The organism is Streptomyces sp. NPDC004284 (genome assembly GCF_042874035.1).
Classification (GTDB): Bacteria; Actinomycetota; Actinomycetes; order Streptomycetales; family Streptomycetaceae; genus Streptomyces.
Genome location: NZ_JBIAMJ010000005.1, coordinates 464,222 through 484,346 on the forward strand (window position 1 = coordinate 464,222; position 20,125 = coordinate 484,346).

General features: G+C 74.5%; 12 protein-coding genes. 5 read left to right on the forward strand and 7 right to left on the reverse strand.

Going from position 1 to position 20,125, the window contains the following annotated elements:
* Positions 1–6: 6 nt before the first annotated feature.
* From ACFYUS_RS16945 to ACFYUS_RS16960, 4 genes are all read right to left on the reverse strand, one after another.
* Entirely contained in the window at positions 7–1,314 is a 1,308-nt protein-coding gene (locus tag ACFYUS_RS16945; protein WP_388851716.1) for a PrsW family intramembrane metalloprotease, read from the reverse strand.
* Positions 1,315–1,420: 106 nt separating this feature from the next.
* The gene (gene trmB, locus ACFYUS_RS16950) at positions 1,421–2,140 is read right to left on the reverse strand and encodes a tRNA (guanosine(46)-N7)-methyltransferase TrmB (protein WP_388851809.1); all 720 of its coding nucleotides are present in this window, start codon (positions 2,138–2,140) and stop codon (positions 1,421–1,423) included.
* A gap of 121 nt (positions 2,141–2,261) precedes the next feature.
* The gene (gene lhgO / locus ACFYUS_RS16955; protein ID WP_388851719.1) at positions 2,262–3,446 is read right to left on the reverse strand and encodes an L-2-hydroxyglutarate oxidase; all 1,185 of its coding nucleotides are present in this window, start codon (positions 3,444–3,446) and stop codon (positions 2,262–2,264) included.
* Between the two features lie 100 nt (positions 3,447–3,546).
* Positions 3,547–4,989: an MFS transporter gene (locus tag ACFYUS_RS16960; protein WP_388851722.1), complete on the reverse strand. Its 1,443-nt coding sequence runs from the start codon at positions 4,987–4,989 to the stop codon at positions 3,547–3,549.
* Positions 4,990–5,550: 561 nt separating this feature from the next.
* Between ACFYUS_RS16960 and ACFYUS_RS16965 the strand changes: the two genes are divergently transcribed.
* Positions 5,551–7,728: an asparagine synthase-related protein gene (locus tag ACFYUS_RS16965; protein ID WP_388851812.1), complete on the forward strand. Its 2,178-nt coding sequence runs from the start codon at positions 5,551–5,553 to the stop codon at positions 7,726–7,728.
* Positions 7,729–7,823: 95 nt separating this feature from the next.
* Positions 7,824–11,150, forward strand: coding sequence for a BTAD domain-containing putative transcriptional regulator (locus ACFYUS_RS16970; RefSeq protein ID WP_388851725.1), 3,327 nt, complete (start codon positions 7,824–7,826; stop codon positions 11,148–11,150).
* Here ACFYUS_RS16970 and ACFYUS_RS16975 read toward each other — a convergent pair.
* Entirely contained in the window at positions 11,137–13,149 is a 2,013-nt protein-coding gene (locus ACFYUS_RS16975) for a sigma-70 family RNA polymerase sigma factor (protein ID WP_388851728.1), read from the reverse strand. The genes ACFYUS_RS16970 and ACFYUS_RS16975 overlap by 14 nt on opposite strands.
* A gap of 262 nt (positions 13,150–13,411) precedes the next feature.
* On the reverse strand, positions 13,412–14,194 hold the full coding sequence (locus tag ACFYUS_RS16980) for a TetR/AcrR family transcriptional regulator (RefSeq protein ID WP_388851731.1): 783 nt from the start codon (positions 14,192–14,194) through the stop codon (positions 13,412–13,414).
* Positions 14,195–14,549: 355 nt separating this feature from the next.
* On the opposite strand from ACFYUS_RS16980, the gene ACFYUS_RS16985 reads away from it, so the two are divergent.
* Positions 14,550–15,914, forward strand: a complete 1,365-nt coding sequence (locus tag ACFYUS_RS16985) for an NAD(P)/FAD-dependent oxidoreductase (RefSeq protein ID WP_388851734.1) — start codon at positions 14,550–14,552, stop codon at positions 15,912–15,914.
* Between the two features lie 106 nt (positions 15,915–16,020).
* Positions 16,021–17,676: a SpoIIE family protein phosphatase gene (locus ACFYUS_RS16990; RefSeq protein ID WP_388851737.1), complete on the forward strand. Its 1,656-nt coding sequence runs from the start codon at positions 16,021–16,023 to the stop codon at positions 17,674–17,676.
* 9 nt (positions 17,677–17,685) lie between these two features.
* Here ACFYUS_RS16990 and ACFYUS_RS16995 read toward each other — a convergent pair whose 3' ends face one another.
* Positions 17,686–18,960, reverse strand: a complete 1,275-nt coding sequence (locus ACFYUS_RS16995; RefSeq protein ID WP_388851740.1) for an MFS transporter — start codon at positions 18,958–18,960, stop codon at positions 17,686–17,688.
* Between the two features lie 154 nt (positions 18,961–19,114).
* On the opposite strand from ACFYUS_RS16995, the gene ACFYUS_RS17000 reads away from it, so the two are divergent.
* Complete coding sequence (locus ACFYUS_RS17000; RefSeq protein WP_388851743.1) at positions 19,115–19,660, forward strand: MarR family winged helix-turn-helix transcriptional regulator; 546 nt, start codon at positions 19,115–19,117, stop codon at positions 19,658–19,660.
* The last annotated feature ends 465 nt before the right edge of the window (positions 19,661–20,125 follow it).

The following is a 20,125-nucleotide window of genomic DNA, read 5'->3' on the forward strand; positions in this document are numbered from 1 at the left end:
CAGCTCCTAACTCCGGTACGGGTTGTAGCCGTCGTAGTCCAGGTACTGCGGCGGCGCCCAGACCCGGCCCGTCGCCCGCGCCGCGTACGTGAGCGCGGGGGAGGCGACCTCGCGGCGCTGCCACAGGTGGTGCAGCAGCTCCTGCTCCCGCGCCGGGAAATCGGGTCCCGCCGTGCCGCGCCGGGCCCGGTCCCGCAGGAACGCCAGGGTCGTCGCGAAGGACTCGTACTCGCCGACCGCCCGCGCGGCCGGCGCCCCGTACGTCCGGGCGGCGAACGCCCGGGCCATCTTCCGGGCCCGCATCGACGACAGCGCGAGCGGCTCCGTGGGGGCGAGCCAGCCGGCCGCCGCGTACGCCGGGAGCTCCCCGGATATCGTGCGCAGCTCGCGCTGCCGGCTCCACACCGCCAGCCAGGTCAGCAGACCGAAGGCCGGGACCATGAGCGCCCCGTACACCGCGTAGAAGGCCAGCGGGCCGCCGAAGGTGGCCGAGCCGTTCCACGCGGAGTGCAGGCTCATCGCGAGCAGCAGCCCGGCCGGCGGCAGCAGCACCCGGCGCAGCCGCTTCCCGGGCGGCGCGAGGGCGGCGAGACCGAAGCCGATGCCGGTGAGCACGGTGAACAGCGGATGCGCGAACGGCGACATCACGACCCGCACGAAGAAGGTCGCGGCGGTCACCGAGCCCAGGCCGGTCGAGCCGAACTCCTGGTCCTCGCCGAAGGCGTTGCCGAGGTAGAGGATGTTCTCGGTGAAGGCGAAGCCGGTCGCGGTGAAACCGGCGACCACGACGCCGTCGACGAGACCGCCGAAGTCCTTCCTGCGGAAGAGGAACAGCAGCAGGATCGCGGCCGCCTTCGCGCTCTCCTCCACCACCGGGGCGACGACGGTGGCCCCGAGGGTGTCGGCCGAGTCCGGATCGGCCGTGGCCGTGGCGATCCAGCGGACCGCGAAGGAGTTCGCCAGGATCGCGACGAGCGCGGCGGCGAAGGCACCCCAGGCGAACGCGAACAGCAGGTTCTTCCAGGGACCCGGCTCGACCCGGTCGAGCCAGCGGAACGCCGCCATGAGCAGCGGTACGGGAAACACCGCGAGGCCCAGACCGACGAGGAAGCCCTGCGTGCCGGTCTGCTCGCGGACCAGCGCCAGGATGACCAGGGCACAGAGCGCGAGCAGCGTGACGACGGTGATCGCCCGGACCACCCGGCTGCGCCAGAAGGCCCGCCGGGGCCGGTAGCGCCACTGGGTTCGGTCGGCGACGGCGGGGAAGGCCGGCTCCTCGGTGTCCCGGTGCGGGACGGCGGCTGGGTTGAACACGTCAGCGACCCTAACGACCCCCACCGACAGTGGTCGACGAAGTTACCGGCTCTCGGTCACCTCGGCGTCAGAGGCGCTCGGTCACTTCCGCGTCGAAGGCTCCCGGTCACTTCCGGCGGAAGAGCAGGTCGTGCACGACGTGCCCCTTGTCGAGTCCCTGTCCCTCGAAGCGGGTGAGGGGCCGGAAGTCGGGGCGGGGCGCGTAGCCGCCGTCGGCCTGCGTGTTCTCGTAGTCCGGATGCGCGGAGAGCACCTCCAGCATCTGGACGGCGTACTCCTCCCAGTCCGTGGCGCAGTGCAGCACGGCCCCGGGCTTCATGCGCGGCGCGAGGAGGCTGAGGAACTCGGGCTGGATGAGGCGGCGCTTGTGGTGGCGCGCCTTGGGCCACGGGTCCGGGAAGTAGACCCGGCAGCCGTCGAGGGCCGCGTCGCCGAGCATCTCGCGGAGCAGGATGACCGCGTCGCCGTTGGCGACCCGGACGTTGGTGAGCCCGTTCCGGTCGGCGAGGCCGAGCAGATTGCCCTGGCCGGGGGTGTGCACGTCCACGGCGAGGATCCCGGTGCCCGGGTCGGCGGCCGCCATCTGCGCGGTCGCCTCGCCCATGCCGAAGCCGATCTCCAGGACGACCGGGAGCCCGTCGAACATCTCGCCCAGGTCGAGGACCTGCTTGCCGTCGATGTCGAGGCCCCAGTCGGGCCACCGCTTCAGCATGGCCTCGGCCTGCCCGTACGTGACACGGCTGCGGCGCGGCTGGAAGCTCCGGATCCGCCGCTCGTGGTGGGCCCCGGCGGGATCCGGCATGGGCCCCTCGCCGGGGGCGAACATCCGGCTGCCCCGGCGCGCGACGGGCTGGCCGGGGTCGGCGACGGGCTGCGGGCTGTTCTCGATCTGCTCAGACACAATGCGGCCAAGTCTACGGGGACCCGGCCGGGCGTGCGGTGCCGTGCTACAGGTGGGCCAGGGCCCGGCCCGCCACCTCGCGGCCGATCGGGAGCGAGGCCGTCGCCGCGGGCGAGGGCGCGTTCAGGACGTGGACCGTCCGCTCGGCCTCGCGGAACAGGAAGTCGTCGACCAGCGTCCCGTCCCGCAGCACCGCCTGCGCCCGGACCCCCGGCGCCGCCCGCCGCAGGTCGGACTCCTCGACGACGGGGAGCAGCCGCCGCACCGCCTCCGTGAAGGCCCGCTTCGAGACCGAGCGGTGCAGCTCGCCGGCGCCGTACCGCCAGTGCGCGCGGGCGATCGCCCAGGAGCCGGGCCACGCCAGGGTGGCGCCCAGTTCGCGCGGGCGGACGACGGACCAGCCGTACCCCTCCTTCGCGAGCGCCGGGACCGCGTTCGGCCCGATGTGGACGCCGCCGTCGATGCCCCGGGTGAGGTGCACCCCGAGGAAGGGGAAGGCGGGGTCGGGGACCGGGTAGACCAGGCCCCGGACCAGCGAGGGGTCCGCGAGCTCGTAGTACTCGCCCCGGAAGGGGACGATCCGCATGCCCGGGTCGTCGCCCGCGAGCCGCGCGATCCGGTCGCAGTGCAGCCCCGCGCAGTTGACGAGGACCTTCGCCCGCACCACGCGCCCGTCCGCCGTGCGCACGGCGACGCCCCAGGGCCGCCGGTCGATGACGGTGACCTCCGCGCCGTACAGGATCCGGGCCCCGGAGGCCGAGGCGAGCCGCTCCGACACCGCCCCGTAGTCGCAGATGCCGGTCGTGCCGACGTGGATCGCGGCGAGCCCCCGCACCCGCGGCTCGTACTCGCTGATCTGCGCCGGGCCGAGCTCCCGCACGGGGATGCCGTTCTCCCGGCCGCGCTGCACGAGCGCGTGCAGCCGGGGCAGCTCCTCGCGCGTGGTGGCGACGATGAGCTTCCCCGTCACCTCGTGCGGAATGCCCCACTCCGTACAGAACTTGACCATTTCGGCCGCGCCCTCGACCGCGTACCGCGCCTTGAGCGACCCCGGCCGGTAGTAGATCCCGCTGTGGATCACCCCGCTGTTGCGCCCCGTCTGGTGGCGCGCGAGGGCCCGCTCCTTCTCCAGGACCGTGACCCGGGTGCCGGGAGCGGCGCGCGTCAGGGCGTACGCCGTCGACAGGCCGACGATCCCGCCTCCGATCACCAGCACGTCACAGTCAAACACCAGCGCCACCTCCCACCCCCGATAGTGCACTGGCCCACTGACAACGCCCCTAAACGCCCACACCGTGGGACGCGTGTCACTTCTGCGTATCGACTGCTCCTCACGCCGGAGCGACGAGCAGCGGCCGGGCCCGCTCCCGCAGTTCCATGACCCGCGGCTCGTGCCCGTACGGTTCGAGCCGGTGCAGCAGGTCCCGTACGTACTCGGTCGTCCGCGCCGAGGAGATCCGCCCCGCCACCTCCACCGCGCGCGTGCCCGCCGCGCAGGCCGCGTCCAGGTTGCCCGACTCCAGCTCGGCCACCGCCGACACCACGAGCCGCAGCCCGTGCGAGCGGACGAACTCCTCCGTCGGCCGGGACAGCGCCTGCTCGGTGAAGCGCCGCACCTCGCCCGGCATCCGCAGGTCCCGGTAGCACTCGGCGGCGTCGGCGCAGAACCGGTCGTACGAGTAGAAGCCGAGCCACGTCGGATCGGCGTCGCCCTCCCGGGACCGCTCCAGCCAGCCCTCGGCGGACTTGAGCGCGGCCGCGGCGGCGACCCCGTCGCCGGCCTTGGCGTGCGCGCGGGCCTCCACGAGCCGGAAGAAGGACATGGTGCGGGCGGTGGCGAGCCCCCGGTTCCGTTCGAGGGCGGCCTGGGCGAGGTCGACGCCCTCGTCGGCGAAGCCCCGGTAGGTGGCCTGGAGGGACATGGAGGCGAGTACGTAGCCGCCGAGGGGCACGTCGGCGGCGGCGCGGGCGAGCCGCAGGGCCTGGATGTAGTAGCGCTGGGCGGCCTCCTGCTGCCCGGTGTCGAAGGCCATCCAGCCGGCGAGCCGGGTGAGCTCGGCGGTCGCGCCGAACAGGGCCCGGCCGACCTCGTCCGAGTACGAGCCGAGCAGCAGCGGCGCCGCGTCCACGCGTAAGCACTCGGGCACCATCGACGAACGCCAGTCCCCGCCACCGTACTTGGAGTCCCAGCGGCGCGCGTCCTCGGCCGCCTCGCGGAGTTTGGCGACGTCGCTGTGGCCCACGCGCGCGTGCTCCGCGGCCGCCGCCGTGCCGGCGCCCGCGGCGGGGCGCGGGGCCTCGCGCTCCACCGACGGGTCGGCCGGGGTTATCAGCCAGCGGGACGCGGGCGTCGCGTACGCGCTGACCGCGAAGGACCCGGCGAGCGACTGCCAGATGCCGCCCCCGCCGGCCCGCCGCCCGGCCAGATCCAGCCGGTACAGGTCGGTGGCCGAGCGGACCGCCTCGCCGACGTCGCGAGGGAAGGCGAGCCCCACCTCGGGCGCCGGGTCGGCGTCCGCGAGCCCGATCTCGTGCAGCGGCACGGGCCGGCCCAGCTTCTGCCCGATCGCGGCGGCGATCAGATGCGGGGCGGCGCCCTGCGGCACCATGCCCTTGGACACCCACCGGGCGACCGAGGTCTTGTCGTAACGAAGCGTCAGACCCCGTTGCGCACCGAGGTCGTTGACGCGCCGGGCGAGCCCGGCGTTGCTGATTCCCGCGAGGGCGAGAACCGTGCCGAGCTTTTCGTTCGGCCCGCGTTGCTCCCTGGACATGACGCCACCCCTCGACAACCCAGACGGCCGCCACGACGCCGGGCATAGGCGTGCGGCATTCGTAAACACAGCGTAGTTCGCCGCATCCCCACCGTTAAGGGGCGGTGTTCCGTATGGCGAGATTGTTGTGTGAAGGTGCGACCGGCGGGGCCGGCGCGGCGGCTCGTGCTCCGGCCGTGTGGCCGTGCGCCCGGCCGTGCGCTCTCGTCCGGCCGACGGGGGAGCGCTTCCATGAACGGTGCGTGGGTCGGCCCGCTCGGCCGGGAACGGTGTACCGGACCAGTGGGCTGGGGGACACCGCCGCCCCATTCCCCGCGGGCGGCGGACGGCTCCGGGAGGCGGGAGCGCCTCCCGGGCTGCCGATCCCCGGCATGCCACCTGGACGCCCGCCCAAACCTCCTCGGGGGATCGATATTTGGCCGAATGACGCCGGTGCGGGCTGATCATCAACTGGCCCATGCCAGGGGCGCATTCGGCTTTGGCGCGCGTGCACCCGGACCCCGCCCCGTGCGCCGTTGTCGTGGCAGCATGTCCTCCACCGAAACGGATGTGGAGGCGCCGATGCGATGGCTGGTGGGCTGGAGCAGTGTCGCCGCGAGCTACGCCACGACCGCGGGGCCCAGGCCGGGTGCGGCGAGCGGCGCGTACGGCTCGGCCTCCCCGTACGACTCCGGATACGCCCCCGGCCCCGACCGCGCGGCCGAGGGGCGCACGGTGCAGCCGGTGGGCGCGCAGCTCCTGTGGGGCGACCCCGACCCGCTCTGGGCGGTCGGCGACTGGCGCCCCGACGAGGTGCGCGTGGTGGCCGTCGACGACCGGACCCGCCTCGCCGTCCTCGGCTGCTGCGCCGCGAGCGACGAGGAACTGCGGATCGGCCTGCTCACCGCGCGCGGGGGCGCGTTGCGGCACCTGACCGCCTGGCCCGGCAGCTACACCGCCGTCGTGAGGACCGGCCGCCGCGTCACCGTCACCGGCGACCTCGCGGGCGCCCGGCCGGTGTTCCACACCCCGTGGGCCGGCGGCACCGCCTACGCCACCGCCGCCCTGCCGCTCGCCGACCTCGTCGAGGCCCAGCTCGACATCGGCCACCTCGCCGCCCTGCTCGCCTGCCCCGAGACCCCGGAGGCCCTGCGCGACTCCACCCCGTACGAGGGGGTCAGACGGGTGCCGCCCGGCCACGCGCTGATCCTGCGGGAGGGCTCCCGCGAGATCACCGGCTACGAACAGGTGGCCTCGCTCGCCGTCGCGGCACCCGAGGCCGACCCCCGGCAGGCCGTCGAAGGGGTGCGGGACGCCCTGGTCGAGGCCGTACGCGCCCGGCTCACCGCCCCCCGGCACGCGCCCGAGGCCCCGCTCCCCGACCCGGGCCCGGTCCCCGGCATGGGACCGGCCGACCGGCGGGCGGCCCGGGGCGCGGGCCCGGCGCCCGGCATCGGCGCCGACCTGTCCGGCGGCAGCGCCTCCGGCACGCTCGCCCTCCTCGCGGCGGGCCTCCCGGGAGTGCCGGGCACGATCACCGGGCACGGCACGGGCGCGGGGGAACGACTGCTCGCCGTCACCTTCAACGACCTGGCGACGCGGGCCGGCGCACGGCGCACGGCGGAGCTGGAGCGGGCCCGCGCGATCGCCGCCGACCCCCGCCTGCACCACGTGGTCGTCACGGGCGGCGAGGAGGCGCTGCCGTACGCGGCGCTCGACGGCCCGCTCACCGACGAGCCGGGGCCCGCGCTCGTCTCGGCCGAACGCCACCGCAGGCGCCTCGTCGGCGGCAGCGCCGACCACTTCACGGGCATGGGCGCGAAGCAGGTCCTGGACGCCCACCCGGCGCGCCTGGCCGACCTCCTGATGGACCGCAGGCGCCGCTCCCTGGTGCGCCCGGTGACGGCGCTCGCGAAGGCCTCGGGGCCCTCGGCGGGCTCGCTGCTCGTCCCGCTGACGGTGTACCGGGCGGCGCGGAAACTGGCCCGCACCCCGTACCGGACGGGCCTGGAGGCGGCGGCGAGGCGGGTCCTGGAGGCGAACCGCACGGCCCCGGACGGCTTCGGCCCCCTGGAGGCCTCGCTCTCGGCCCTCGCCTGGTCCCGGCCCGGCCCGGCCGCGCGCTGGCTGACGGGGGAGGCCCTCGCCGAAGTATCGGTTCGCCTGAACCGGGCGGCCACCCTCCCCGCCTCCGTCCAGCGCCCCGGCGAGGCACGCGCGCGTGCCGCCCTCGCCCGCGCGGCGGCCGACCACCGGGTCCTGGAACAGGCGGCGGAGATCCGCGGCCAGCGCCTCCACGCCCCCTTCCTCGACAACCAGGTCGTGCGGGCCTGCCGCGACCTCCCCGAATCGCTCCGGGTCCAGCCGGACGCCCGGGCCGGCATCCTGCGCACGGTCCTCACCGGCGCCGGCGTCCACGACCTCCCCGCCGGCTGGGGCGCCCCCCACCCCGCCGTCCCGGCCGCCGCCGCCCGCGCGGGCCTGCGCGCCGCCCTCCCCCAGCTCCTCGCCCTCTTCGACGCGCCCCTCCTCGCCGACGCCGGCCTGATCGAGGCCCGCGTCGTCCGCAAGGCCCTCACCGCCGCCGCCGACGGCGCCCCCGTCCCCCTCGACGGCCTCGCCGACCTCGTCTCCACCGAGCTCTGGCTCCGCCGCCTCCTCGCCCGCCGCGGCTCCTGCTGGACCAACACGACGGAACCCCGCGCCCACCGCGCGGTACAGGGCCCGCTGATCCCGGCGTCGAGGTCGCTGCCGGCGTGAGGCCCCGGGGACACGTGCCCCGCGCCTCCGGCCCTCCGGGACCCGCCCGGGCAAACCCTGAGGCGCACGCCCCGCCCGGCCGACACAATGGGCCGGTGCGGTATCTCATCCTCGGCACCACCGAGGCCCTTCGTCCCGACGGCACCCCGCTTCCCCTCGGCGGCGCCCGGCTGCGCGCGCTGCTCGCGGCCCTCGCGCTGCGCGGCGGACGGGCCGTCTCCGTCGGCGAACTCGCCGACGACGTGTACGGGGACGACCCGCCGCAGGACGCCCCCGCCGCCCTCCAGGCCCTCGTCGGCCGGCTCCGCCGGACCCTCGGCAGGGAGGCCGTCGCCTCCACCCCCGGCCCCGGCTACCGGCTCGCCGCCGCCCCCGACGACATCGACCTGTACGTCTTCCGGCGCCGGGTCGGGGACGCCGCCGCCCGCCTCGACGCCGGCGACCCCGACACCGCCGCCGCCCTCCTCCGCGAAGCCCTCGGCCTCTTCCGCGGCCCCGCCCTCGCCGACCTGCCCGACCCGGCGGGCGTCCGGCCCGAGGCCCAGCGGCTCGCGGCGCTCCGGCAGCGCGTCGAGGCCGATCTGCGCCGGGGCGCCACCGACGGACTCGTACCGGAGCTGACCGAGCTCACCACCACGTACCCGTACGACGAGACCTTCCGCGCCCAGCTCATCCGCGCCCTCCGGGCCGAGGGCCGCCACGCCGACGCCCTCACCGCGTACGAGTCGGCCCGCCGCACCCTCGCGGACGCCCTCGGCGCCGACCCGGGCCCCGAACTCACCGCCCTCCACCACGAACTCCTCACGGGAACCGCCCCGGCCCGTACTACGACTCCGACCCGTACCCCGGCCCCGACCCGTCCCCCGGCCGAAGCCCCGGTCGCGCCCGAGTCCGTCCCCGAAGCCCCCGCCCCGGCCGGACAAGCCGCAGCGACCGGCACACCCACCCCCACCGAGCCCCCCGGCAACATCCGCCCCCGCCTCACCTCCTTCGTCGGCCGGGAGCCCGAGCTCGCCGCGCTGCAGGCCGATCTGACCCGCTCCCGGCTCGTCACGCTCACCGGACCCGGCGGCTCCGGCAAGACGCGGCTCGCCGAGGAGGCCGCGGTCCGGGCCGTCGGCCCCGCCGCCTGGATCGCCGAACTCGCCCCGCTCGACGACCCCGACGCCCTCCCCGGCGCCGTCCTCTCCGCGCTCCGCCTCCGCGAGATCAACCTGCTCACCCGCGACGGCGTCCCGCTCCAGGACGACCCCACCGCCCACCTCGTCGAGCACCTGGCCCGCCGCCCGCTGCTCCTGGTCCTCGACAACTGCGAGCACGTGATCGACGCGGCCGCCGCCCTCGCCGAGACCCTGCTCACCCACTGCCCGCAGCTCCGCATCCTCGCCACCAGCCGTGAACCCCTCGGCGTCCCCGGCGAGTCGGTCCGCCCGGTCGAACCCCTCCCGCCGGACCCCGCCCACCGCCTGTTCGCCGAGCGGGCCCGTACCGTCCGCCCCTCCTTCGACCTCGCCCGGGACGGCGGCGAGGCCGTCGACGAGATCTGCCGCCGCCTCGACGGCCTGCCGCTCGCCATCGAACTGGCCGCCGCCCGGCTGCGCCTGCTCACCCCGCGCCAGATCGCCGACCGCCTTGACGACCGGTTCCTCCTCCTCACCTCCGGCTCGCGGACCGTCCTGCCCCGCCAGCAGACCCTCCGCGCCGTCGTCGACTGGTCCTGGGACCTGCTCGACCCGGCCGAGCGGACTCTCCTCCGCCAGGTGTCGGTCTTCGCCGGAGGCTGGGACCTGGCCGCCGCCGAGGCCCTCTCCCCGGGCGCCGCCGACACCCTGGGCGCCCTCGTCGACAAGTCCCTCGTCGTCGCCACCCCCGCCGAGGGCGGCGAGATGCGCTACCGGCTCCTGGAGACCATCCACGAGTACGCGACCGAGCGCGCCGCCGAGGAACCGGCCCTGCTCGCCGCCGCCGAGGCCACCCACACCGCCCACTTCACCGCCCTCGCCGAGGAGGCCGAGCCCAAGCTCCGCTCGGTGGAGCAGCTCCCCTGGATCGACCGGCTGGAGCGCGACCTCGACAACATCCGGGCCGCCCTCCACCGCACCCTCGTCACCGCCCCCGACGAGGCCGCCGCCCTCCGGCTCGTCTTCGCCATGGGCTGGTTCTGGTGGCTGCGCAACTACCGCCCCGAGGGCCTCGCCTGGGCGGACCGCGCGATCGCCCTGGGAGAGGACCCGGACGACCCCGCCGACCCCCGTCACTGGCCCCGCATGGACCTGCGGATGCTGCACTTCTTCCTCGCGGTCGAGAGCAGCACCATGGGCGACTTCCAGCAGCCGGAGACCATCGCGCTCATCCGGCGCGTGCGCGAGGCGTTCGGTGAGGACCCCGGCCCCGAGGCGGCCCGCTTCCCCGGCCTGCTCTGGCCCTTCACCGCGTACATCACCGAGGAACCGGCCACGATCCGCGCCCTCCTCGACACCGCCGTCGACAACTGCCGCCGCCACGGCGGCGACTGGGAGCTCGGCGTCACCCTGATGTTCCGCACGCACATGGCCGTCGACATGCCCGGCGACATGCCCGATGTCGACGAGGCCCTGGCCGAACTCCGCGAGATCGCCCGGCGCGTCGGCGACCGCTGGATGGCGGCCCAGATCGCGAGCGCCGCGGGCGAGGCCCACACGATGCGCGGCCGGCACGCGGACGCGGGCGAGGCGTACGAGGAGGCCCTCGGTCTCGCCCGCGAGGTCGGCGCCCACGCCGAGGCCCCGTTCCTCCTCGCCCGCCTCGCCGAACTGGCCTACCGCACCGGCGACATGGAGACCGCCGAGCGGACCCTCGACGAGGCCGCGCGGGAGGCCGAGCGCTACCGCGTACGGGACAGCCAGACGTACGTCTGCTTCCTCCGCGCCGCCTTCGCCCTCCACCGCCGCGACGTCAGGGAGGCCCGCGCCCAGCTGGAGGAAGCGGGCCGGGCGGCCGCGGTCGGCACCCAGCCGCCGCACTTCGAGGCGGCGATGATCGGACTCTCCGCCCGGGTCGAGGCGTACGAGGACAGGGGCGCGGCCGCCGTCGCCACGGCCGCCGTCGCGCTCCGCACCGCGCGGGACGGGCAGTGCGCGGACTTCGTCACCCACAGCATGGGGGAGGTGCTCGCCATCACCCTGGCCGAGGCGGACGAGGCCGACCTCGCCGTACGGATCCTGGCCGCCGTCGAGCGGTGGCGCCGGGACATGCCCCGCTCGGTCCCCGAGCTGCGGGACGTCGAGTCCGTGACGGAGCGGGCGCTCGCCCGGCTCGGCGCGTCCGGCCTGGCCGCCGCCCGTGCGGCCGGCGCGGGACTCGGCGTCGACGAGGTCCTCGACCTCGTCGCACCCTTCGCCCCGGCCCCGCCGGACGCCGGAAGGGCCGTCAGGAGCAGCTGATCCGGGACTCCGCCCAGTCGGCGACCGCGGCCCGGCCGAACGGGGTGTGCTCCTCCACCACGAGGCGGATCGAGGAGCGGCCCGAGAGGTCGACGTGCACCGGGACCGGCGGGTCGCCCGCCCGGACGACCGGGGAGCGCCAGAGCCGCTCCCCGTCCCCGTAGACGGAGAAGCGGACGCCGCCGACGCCGAGCTGGGCGCTCAGGTCGTCGATGCCGACGGTCGCGTCGTAGCTCGTGCACTGCCGGTTGAGGTCGATGAGCAGCGAGGACGGCGCGTGGACGCTGACGCCGTGCGCGTACGTGGTGCCGCCGATGGACAGGCCGTCGCGCTGCCACATCCAGCCGCTGTCCGAGAGGGACACCTCGGGCTCGGTGCCGTCGCCGAAGACCCCGTACTGGAGCTCGTTGACCTGGTAGACGGTGGGCGGCGCCGGCTTCTGGCTGGGCTTCTCGGGGCTCGGCGTCGGGCTCGGGGTCGGGGTCGGCGTGGGCTTCGGCGTGGGCTTGGGCGTCGGCTTCGGGCTGGGCTTCGGGGCCGGCGGAGGCGTCGGCTTCGGCGTCGGCTTGGGGCTGGGCTCGGCAGACGGCGGCGGGGGCGGCGGCTCGGAGGCGACCGGCGGGGCCGGCGGGGCGGGCTTCGGCTTCGGAGACGGCGGCGCGGGCTCCGGCGCGACCGGGGTGACGACCGGCTGCGTGGCCTTGGGCGCGGCCACGGGCTGCGGCTGCGGGTCCCCGGCCATCGCCCAGACGAGCCCGGCGGCCGCGGCGACCGCTATGGCAGCCGCGATCCCGGCCTTCGCGGGGGCTCCGAGGCCCTCGGCGGCGGCCCCTCCCGAGGCGGCGCCCCCGGAAGATCCGGAGGCGGCGGCCGCCGCGCCCGCACCGGCCGCGGCGGCGGCGCCACCGGCGACGACGCCGGCCGCCTTGAGCGAGTACCCGGCGGCGAACCAGCCGATGACGGCGACCGGCAGGAGCGCGGGGATCCCGGCGTTCACATGGGCCAGCTCACCGGCGGCGAGCCGGCACTTGGCGCATTCGTCCAGGTGCTTGCGCAGGCCGCGCTCGGCCCGCATCCGCAGCCCGCCGCGCGCGTAGGCGCCGAGCCGGTCCGCGTAGCGGGCGCAGTCGCCGCCCGCGGTGAGGGACTGGCTGACGTGGGCCTGGAGGTAGGCCTGCTTGAGGCCCTCGCGGGCCCGGCTGGCGAGCACGGCCGTGGCGTTGGCGGTCAGCCCGAAGAGCGGGGCGACCTCGCTCGGGGACTCCTCCTCGACGGTGGTGTGCCACAGCACGGCCTGCCAGCGCTCGGGCAGCGAGCGGAAGGCCTGCATGGCGAGGGACTGCTCGGCCTCGTGCAGGGCGAGGACGTCGGCGCCGAGGTCCAGAGTGTCCTGGTCGGAGACCTCGGAGGAGCGGGCGGCGTCCGCGGCGAACACCGCGAAGTCCTCGACGAGGTGTTCCCGCTTCTGCGTCCTGGTCCAGTTCGCCGCGACCCGCCGGACGGTGGTCATGAGGTAGGCGCGCACGGCCTGTTCGGGCCCGGCGCCGCCGCGGACGGCCTGGAGGGTGCGGGCGAACACCTCGGCGGTGAGGTCGTCGGCGGTGTGCGCGTCCCGGCAGCAGGTCCTGGCGTACCGGCGGACGGCGTCGGAGTGGCGGCGGAACAGCTCCTCGTACGCGGAGTCGTCGCCGTCCCGCATGAGCTGGACGAGCTCGGCGTCGGAGGGCGGCAGTTCGAGCGGCGGCGGGAGCACGGTGTCGGGCTCGTCGGTCTCGCCGTCCTCCTCGCCGACACCGCTGCCGACGGCACCCTTCCTGGCGGACTTGCCCTCACGCTGCTGCGGCACGCTGGCGTCGAGCGGAGCGGCGGGTGCGGAAGAAGCCGGCGCGCCCGAGAGACCCCCCGGCCCGCCCTGGCTCGGAACCTGCCGGGAGGGAAGATCCCCGGTCTCCGCGCCACCACCGCTGCCCAGCGGCTCGTCCCGACCCTCACCGCTCATCGCGGAAGCCCCCGTACGCACGCCCAGACCCGAAATATTGGCCAAGCCTGCCACAGAGCCAGGGCATGCCGAAGCGCCGCGTCCACTTACCACTCATCCGGGGCGACTTCAGGGATCCGGGCGTAACCGCTCACACGTTCGTGTCATGCTCGTGGGTCCACCCGGACCACGAAGACCGCCGTCCGCAAAAGGCCGCAGTCCCTGAAAGGCCGCGGTCCGCAAAAGACCGCGGTCCGTGGAAGACCGCCGTCCGCAAGAGGTCCTACCGGGAGCGCAGGCCCTCGAGAAGGATGTCGAGGAGCCGGGCCGAGGCCGCCGCCTGCTGCACCGCGTCCGGCAGGGCCGGCGCGGCGGTGGCGATGACGAGGAGGACGTCCGCCACGGTCACGTCCGTCCGCAGCTCACCCGCCTCACGCGCCCGGTCGACCAGCCGGCCGACGACCTCCAGGAGCTCGGAGGCCCCCGCGTCGTCCCGCTCGCCGGCGGGCACGGCACGCGGCGCGACCACGCGCCCGTCGCCCTGCTCGGCGACACCCCGCTGGGACGGCACCCGGGCCGCCTCGTCCGCCTCGTCCGCGCCGAGCGGCGCCCCGGACTCGTCCACGCCCACCCGCAGCACCTGCGGCGGCAGGAGACGGCCCGCACCCGAGGCCACCGAGGTCCGCAGGAACCGGGAGAGCGCCGACCACGGCTCGTCCTCCTGGCCCAGCGCGGCCCGCGCCTGCTCGGTCAGCCGGGAGGTCTCCTCCTCGGCTATCCGCCGCACCAGCACGTCCTTGCTGGGGAAGCGGCGGTAGACGGTGCCGACCCCGACGCGGGCGCGGCGCGCCACGTCCTCCATCGGAGCCCCGTAGCCGAGCTCGCCGAACACCTCGCGCGCGGCCCGGAGCACATGCTCCAGATTGCGCTGGGCGTCCACCCGCAGCGGCGCGGACCTGCCGCCCGCCAGCGGCGCGGCGCCCCGCGCGTCGGCCGTCCCCGGGACGTGCCCGTCGACCGTCGCCGTGCCGGTGCCCGACTGCCAGCGTGAATCCTGAATCTGCATAAGCGTTCCCCCGCTCATGATGTCTCCCCCCGGAGACTCCCCGCCCTGACACGGGGCCTCCGGCGGACGAGCGCTTCGGTCCACGCGCGCTCCGATCCGACACCCCGATGAGGTACGAACATAGTTGAGTCGGGGTCAATTCAGAAGGGGGAGTTCCGTACGGTGCGCCCCCCGATCGGAGCAAGGCCCGGAAGACTCCCGATTCCGACCGCTCTCCGAACCCGCCCTACCCGCCGTGACCTGCACGGTTTCCCCCACAGCCCCCTCATACGCCACCCCACGCCTCCGTACCCCTCCGGTCACACAATTTGCCGAGCCTGTGGACAAACAACGGACGGGGGTGCGTCATGGGACAGTGACCGAACCTGCGCGCATTCTCGTGGTCGGCGGTGGCTACGTCGGCATGTACACCGCGCTGCGCCTCCAGCGGCAGCTCGGGGCGGAGCTCAGAGCCGGCACCGCCGAGATCGTGGTGGTCACCCCCGAGCCGTACATGACGTACCAGCCGTTCCTGCCGGAGGCCGCGGCCGGCAACATCTCCCCGCGCCACGTCGTCGTGCCGCTCCGCCGCGTCCTCGACCGCTGCCGCGTCCTCATCGGCGAGGTCCGGTCCGTCGACCACGCCAAGCGCACCGCGACCCTCTCCACCCTCGCCACCGAGGAGGAGGGCACCGGCGCCGTCGAGATGACGTACGACGAGCTGGTCATCGCCCCCGGCTCCGTCTCCCGCACCCTCCCGGTCCCCGGCCTGGCCGACCACGGCATCGGCTTCAAGACCGTCGAGGAGGCCATCGGCCTGCGCAACCACGTCATCGAGCAGATGGACATCGCCTCCTCCACCCGCGACCCCGCGATCCGCGACGCCGCCCTCACCTTCGTCTTCGTCGGCGGCGGCTACGCGGGCGTGGAGGCCCTCGCCGAGCTGGAGGACATGGCCCGCTACGCCGCGCGGTACTACCACAACGTCAAGCCCGAGGACCTGCGCTGGGTCCTCGTCGAGGCCTCCGACCGGATCCTCCCCGAGGTGGGCGAGGAGATGGGCCGGTACGCGATCCGCGAGCTCCGCGGCCGGAACATCGACGTACGCCTGGAGACCCGCCTCGAATCCTGCGAGGACCGGGTCGCCGTCCTCAGCGACGGCACCCGCCTGCCCACCCGCACCGTCGTCTGGACCGCCGGCGTGAAGCCCGCCCCCGTCCTCGCCGCCACCGGTCTGCCCCTGAACGAACGCGGCAGGCTCCGCTGCACCGCCCAGCTCGCCGTCGAGGGCACCGCGCACGCGTGGGCGGCCGGCGACGCCGCCGCGGTCCCCGACGTCACCTCCGACGAACCCGGCAAGGAGTGCGCGCCCAACGCCCAGCACGCCCTCCGCCAGGCCAAGGTCCTCGCCGAGAACATAGCGGCCTCCCTGCGCGGGCAGCCGCTCAAGGAGTACGCGCACGCGTACGTGGGCTCCGTCGCCTCCCTCGGCCTCCACAAGGGAGTCGCCCACGTCTACGGACGCAAGCTCAAGGGATACCCGGCCTGGTTCATGCACCGCGCCTACCACCTCAGCCGCGTCCCCACCTTCAACCGCAAGGCCCGGGTCCTCGCCGAATGGACCCTGTCCGGCCTGTTCAAACGGGAGATCGTCTCCCTCGGCTCCCTCGAACACCCCCGCGCCGAATTCGAGCTCGCCGCCTCACCGCCCCCCGGCGACGGCGACAAGCCGCAGTCCTGACATCACTGTCAGTGCACTCGTCCACACTGGACGTGTGACCATAGGTGGGCTCACACCTGCACAGCGTGACTCTGCACGGCACCGACACCACGAGGCATACAGATCCGTGAACTTCACCCGTTGGAGCGCCCGGCTCCCCGGCACGCAGCGCCGCGCGGCGCGGGGGACCGAAGGCTCCGTGCCCGCCGCCCGCGGTGAGTACGGTCCGCAGCTGGAGCACCCCGCAGACACTGCCGACAGCGCCGGCGAGGCCGCCGACGTCCCCGCCCTGGAGGACTTCTCCGTGCGGGAGCTGCTCGGCCGCCTCCCCGGCCTGATCGCGCTCGCGTACGGCCCGGAGCACCGCATCGCCTACGTGAACGACGCGTACGCCGCCGCCTTCGGCCCCCGCCGCGCCGGCGCCACCGTCGCCGACACCTGCCCGGAGGCCGAGGAGCTCGGCCTGCTGCCCCTCATGGACCAGGTGCTGCGCAGCGGCAAGCCCCGCACGGTCAAGTCCCGCCGCACCCGGGACGGCGGCTTCTACACGGTCACGTGCCTGCCCGTCGACAGCCCCCGCCTCGACGGCGGCGGAGTCCTCGTCCACGCCGCCGACGTCACCGACCACGCCGAGGCCGCCGAGCGCCTCCGGGCCAGCGAGCGCCGGCACCGCGAGACCGCCGTCACCCTCCAGCGCTCCCTGCTCCCGCAGGAGCTGGAGCAGCCCGACGACCTGCGGATCGCCGCCACCTACCAGCCCGGCGTCGCGGACGCGGCCGTCGGCGGCGACTGGTACGACGTGATCACCCTCGGGGCGGGCCGCACCGCCCTCGTCATCGGCGACGTCATGGGCCGCGGCGTGCGCGCCGCCGCCGTCATGGGCCAGCTCCGCACCGCCGTCCGGGCCTACGCGCGCCTGGACCTGCCCCCGCACGAGGTCCTCCAGCTCCTCGACGGCCTCGCGGCCGAGATCGACGCCAGCCAGATCGCCACCTGCGTGTACGCGATCCACGACCCCAACGAGGGCAAGCTGGTGTACGCCTCCGCCGGCCACCTCCCGATCCTCGTACGGGACGAGGACGGCACCGTCCGCCGCGCCGAGGACCCGACCGGCCCGCCCCTCGGCACCGGCGGCTGGCTGCACGCCTCGGGCTCCATCGCCCTGCCGCCCGGCTCCACCGCCGTCCTCTACACGGACGGCCTGGTCGAGCGGCGCCGCGAGGACATCGACGAGGGCGTCGCCGCCCTGGCCCGCGCCCTGTCCGGCGCGAGCGGCACCCCGCAGGTGGTCTGCGACCGGCTCCTGCGCGCCCTCGGCGTCACCGCCGAGCACGACGACGACGTCGCCGTCCTGGTCGTCCAGCACCCCTCCCGCAAGGGCCCGGACGCCGAGCTCTTCCACAACGCGGCCCTGGAGCTGCTCGGCGGCGTGGAGGCCGCCCCGCGCGCGCGTGCCTTCGCCTCCGGCGTCCTGTCGTCCTGGCGCTTCCCGGTCGAACTGCGCGACCTGGGCGTCCTCGCCACCAGCGAGCTCGTGGCGAACTCCCTCCAGCACGGCACCCCGCCCATGCGCCTGCGGCTCCGCCGCACCGATCGCCGCCTGATCATCGAGGTCACCGACGGCGACGACCACCTGCCGCGCCGCCGCCGGGCGGAAACAGAGGACGAGGCGGGTCGCGGAATCTCGATCATCGCGACGATCGCCTCGTCCTGGGGAAGCCGCCGCACACCGGGCGGCGGCAAAGCGGTCTGGTGCGAATTCGCCCTGCCGGACAGGTCCTAGAGACAGGTCCTAGACGGCAGCGGCCTCGCCCTCGCGCACCGGCTCGTGCCGGGCGACCACCTTCGACGGCTTGAGGGCCAGCGAAGGCTGGTCCTGCTCGGGCGTGAGCTGCTTGCCCAGCCGGACGGCCAGGAAGGTGATCCCGAGCGAGAAGAGCACGAAGGTCACGATGTACGGCCCGTGCAGCGCGGCCCCCATGGGCCCGCCCACGGCCGGACCGACGGCCAGCGCCAGCTGCTTCACCAGGGCGAAGGCCGAGTTGTACTGCCCGACCATCGACTCCGGCGCCAGATCGGCCACCAGCGGGGCCACCGTCGGCGACAGCATCGCCTCACCGAGCCCGAAGAGGGCGTACGTGGAGACGAACGCCGCCGTCGCCATCGCCTGGCTGCCGTGCCCGAGACCCGCGTACCCGGCGATGAGCCACGCCACGGTCCAGATCAGACCCACGGCCGCGATCACCCGGGTCCGCCTGCGGCGCTCGACGAACTTCAGCACCAGGAACTGGGCGGCCACGATGACCGCCGTGTTGGCGGCCAGCGCGATCCCGAGCGTCGACGGCTGGATGCCGGCGGCCTCCGTGCCGTACGCCGCGAGACCCGACTCGAACTGCCCGTAGCAGGCGAAGAACAGCACGAAGCCGAGCACGCACAGCTGCACCATCGCCTTGTGCCCGAGCAGCGCGCGGACACCGCCGCCCTTGCCGCCCTCGGCCGGACGGGCGCCCTGGAGCGCGGGGGAGCCCGGCATCCGGACCGTCCCGACGATCGCGGCGAGCACGAGGAACATCGCCGCCTCGATCGAGAACAGCAGGATGAAGCTGCCCGGCCGGCTCGTGTCGACCAGCAGACCGCCGATCAGACCGCCGATGCCCAGCCCGAGGTTCTGCAGGAAGAACTGCATGGCGAAGGCCCGGGTGCGCCCGGCGGGCTCCGAGCACCAGACGATCATCGTGGCGAGGGCCGGCTGCAGCACGGCCGTACCGGCACCCAGCAGCACCGCGGCCCCCACGGCCGCCGGCACGCTGGAGGCGAAGCCCATCGCCACCGCACCCACCGCGGCGGCGACCGAGGCCACCAGAAGCACCGGCACCGGCCCGCGCCGGTCGATGGCCCGCCCGCTGAAGGGCAGCACCACCAGCGCGGCCATGGCGAAGACGGCCAGCACGATGCCCGCCGTCGCGGCGCCCAGATCCCGCACCTGCGCCACGTACACATAGAGGTACGGCACGGTGAAGCCGAGTCCGAACGCGCTCAGCGCACTGCCTGCCTGGATGCGGCGCATCGCTGCGCCCCTCGCCTTGGTCACACTCACCCACTTCGGTCGCGGGTTCAGACCTGTACGCCTGAACCCTGAAGACTTCAACACTAAAGTTAAGGCCTTAACAGTACATGCCGAAGGACTTCAATGGCAACGTGACCCGTGGGATACTCACCGCATGTCCGACACCGCTCCCCAGGAGCCGAGCCTCGACGAGCAGATCGCCGCGTATCAGCGCGAGTACCGCGATCTCGACCCGCAGGTGGAGAAGGTCGTCTCCGCCCTCGGCCGGCTGAACCGCCGGATGAACGTGGCGTACGGCCGCCAGCTCTCCGACCTCGGCATCAGCAACGCGGAGTGGGAGGTCCTCAAGACCCTCGTCCTCGCCGGCGCGCCCTACCGCCTCGGCCCCGGCGAGCTCGCCAAGCGCCTCGGCCTCACCCCCGCCGCGATGACCCACCGCATCGACCGCATGGCCGGCGAGGGCCTGGTCACCCGCGACCGCGACGAGAACAACCGCGTCCGCGTCATCGTCGAGCTCACCGACGAGGGCCGCTCGAAGTGGCTGGAGGCCATGCGCATGGCCACCGACTTCGAGGAGGAGCTCCTCCAGGACCTCACGACCCAGGAGAGGGGCGTCCTCGGCGACGTCCTCATCCGCCTCCTCCGCCGCGTGGAGCTCACCCAGCCCGACGCCGGCGGCCGCCTGACCGACCTCGACTGACCCCACCGGCCGGGGGTTGACACGCCCCCTCCGGATCCGTAAGGTTCTCCGAGTTGTCACGGAGCCGGAACGGTTCTTCGACAACCACTCCCGCCGCAGATGCGGCACCTCTACTCAGCACAACTCCCCACCGGGACGAATTTCGGCATGCCGAAATTCATTTCGAATGACTCGATTATGAGTCGCCGGGGAAACCCGCTAGAGTTTGAGACGTCGGAACGGCCCAACAGCCGGAAAGACAAACCCCCCTGACTGGGAGTCAGACGCCGAAAGGATCTGATAGAGTCGGAAACGCCGGAAGGGCCCGGAGCGAAAGCGAAAGGGACCGGAAAGCACCGAGGAAATCGGATCGGAAAGATCTGATAGAGTCGGAAACGAAGGAAGCGCCCGGAGGGCCCGGAAACGGGAACGAAGGAAGCGTCCGCACCTTGAGAACTCAACAGCGTGCCAAAAATCAACGCCAGA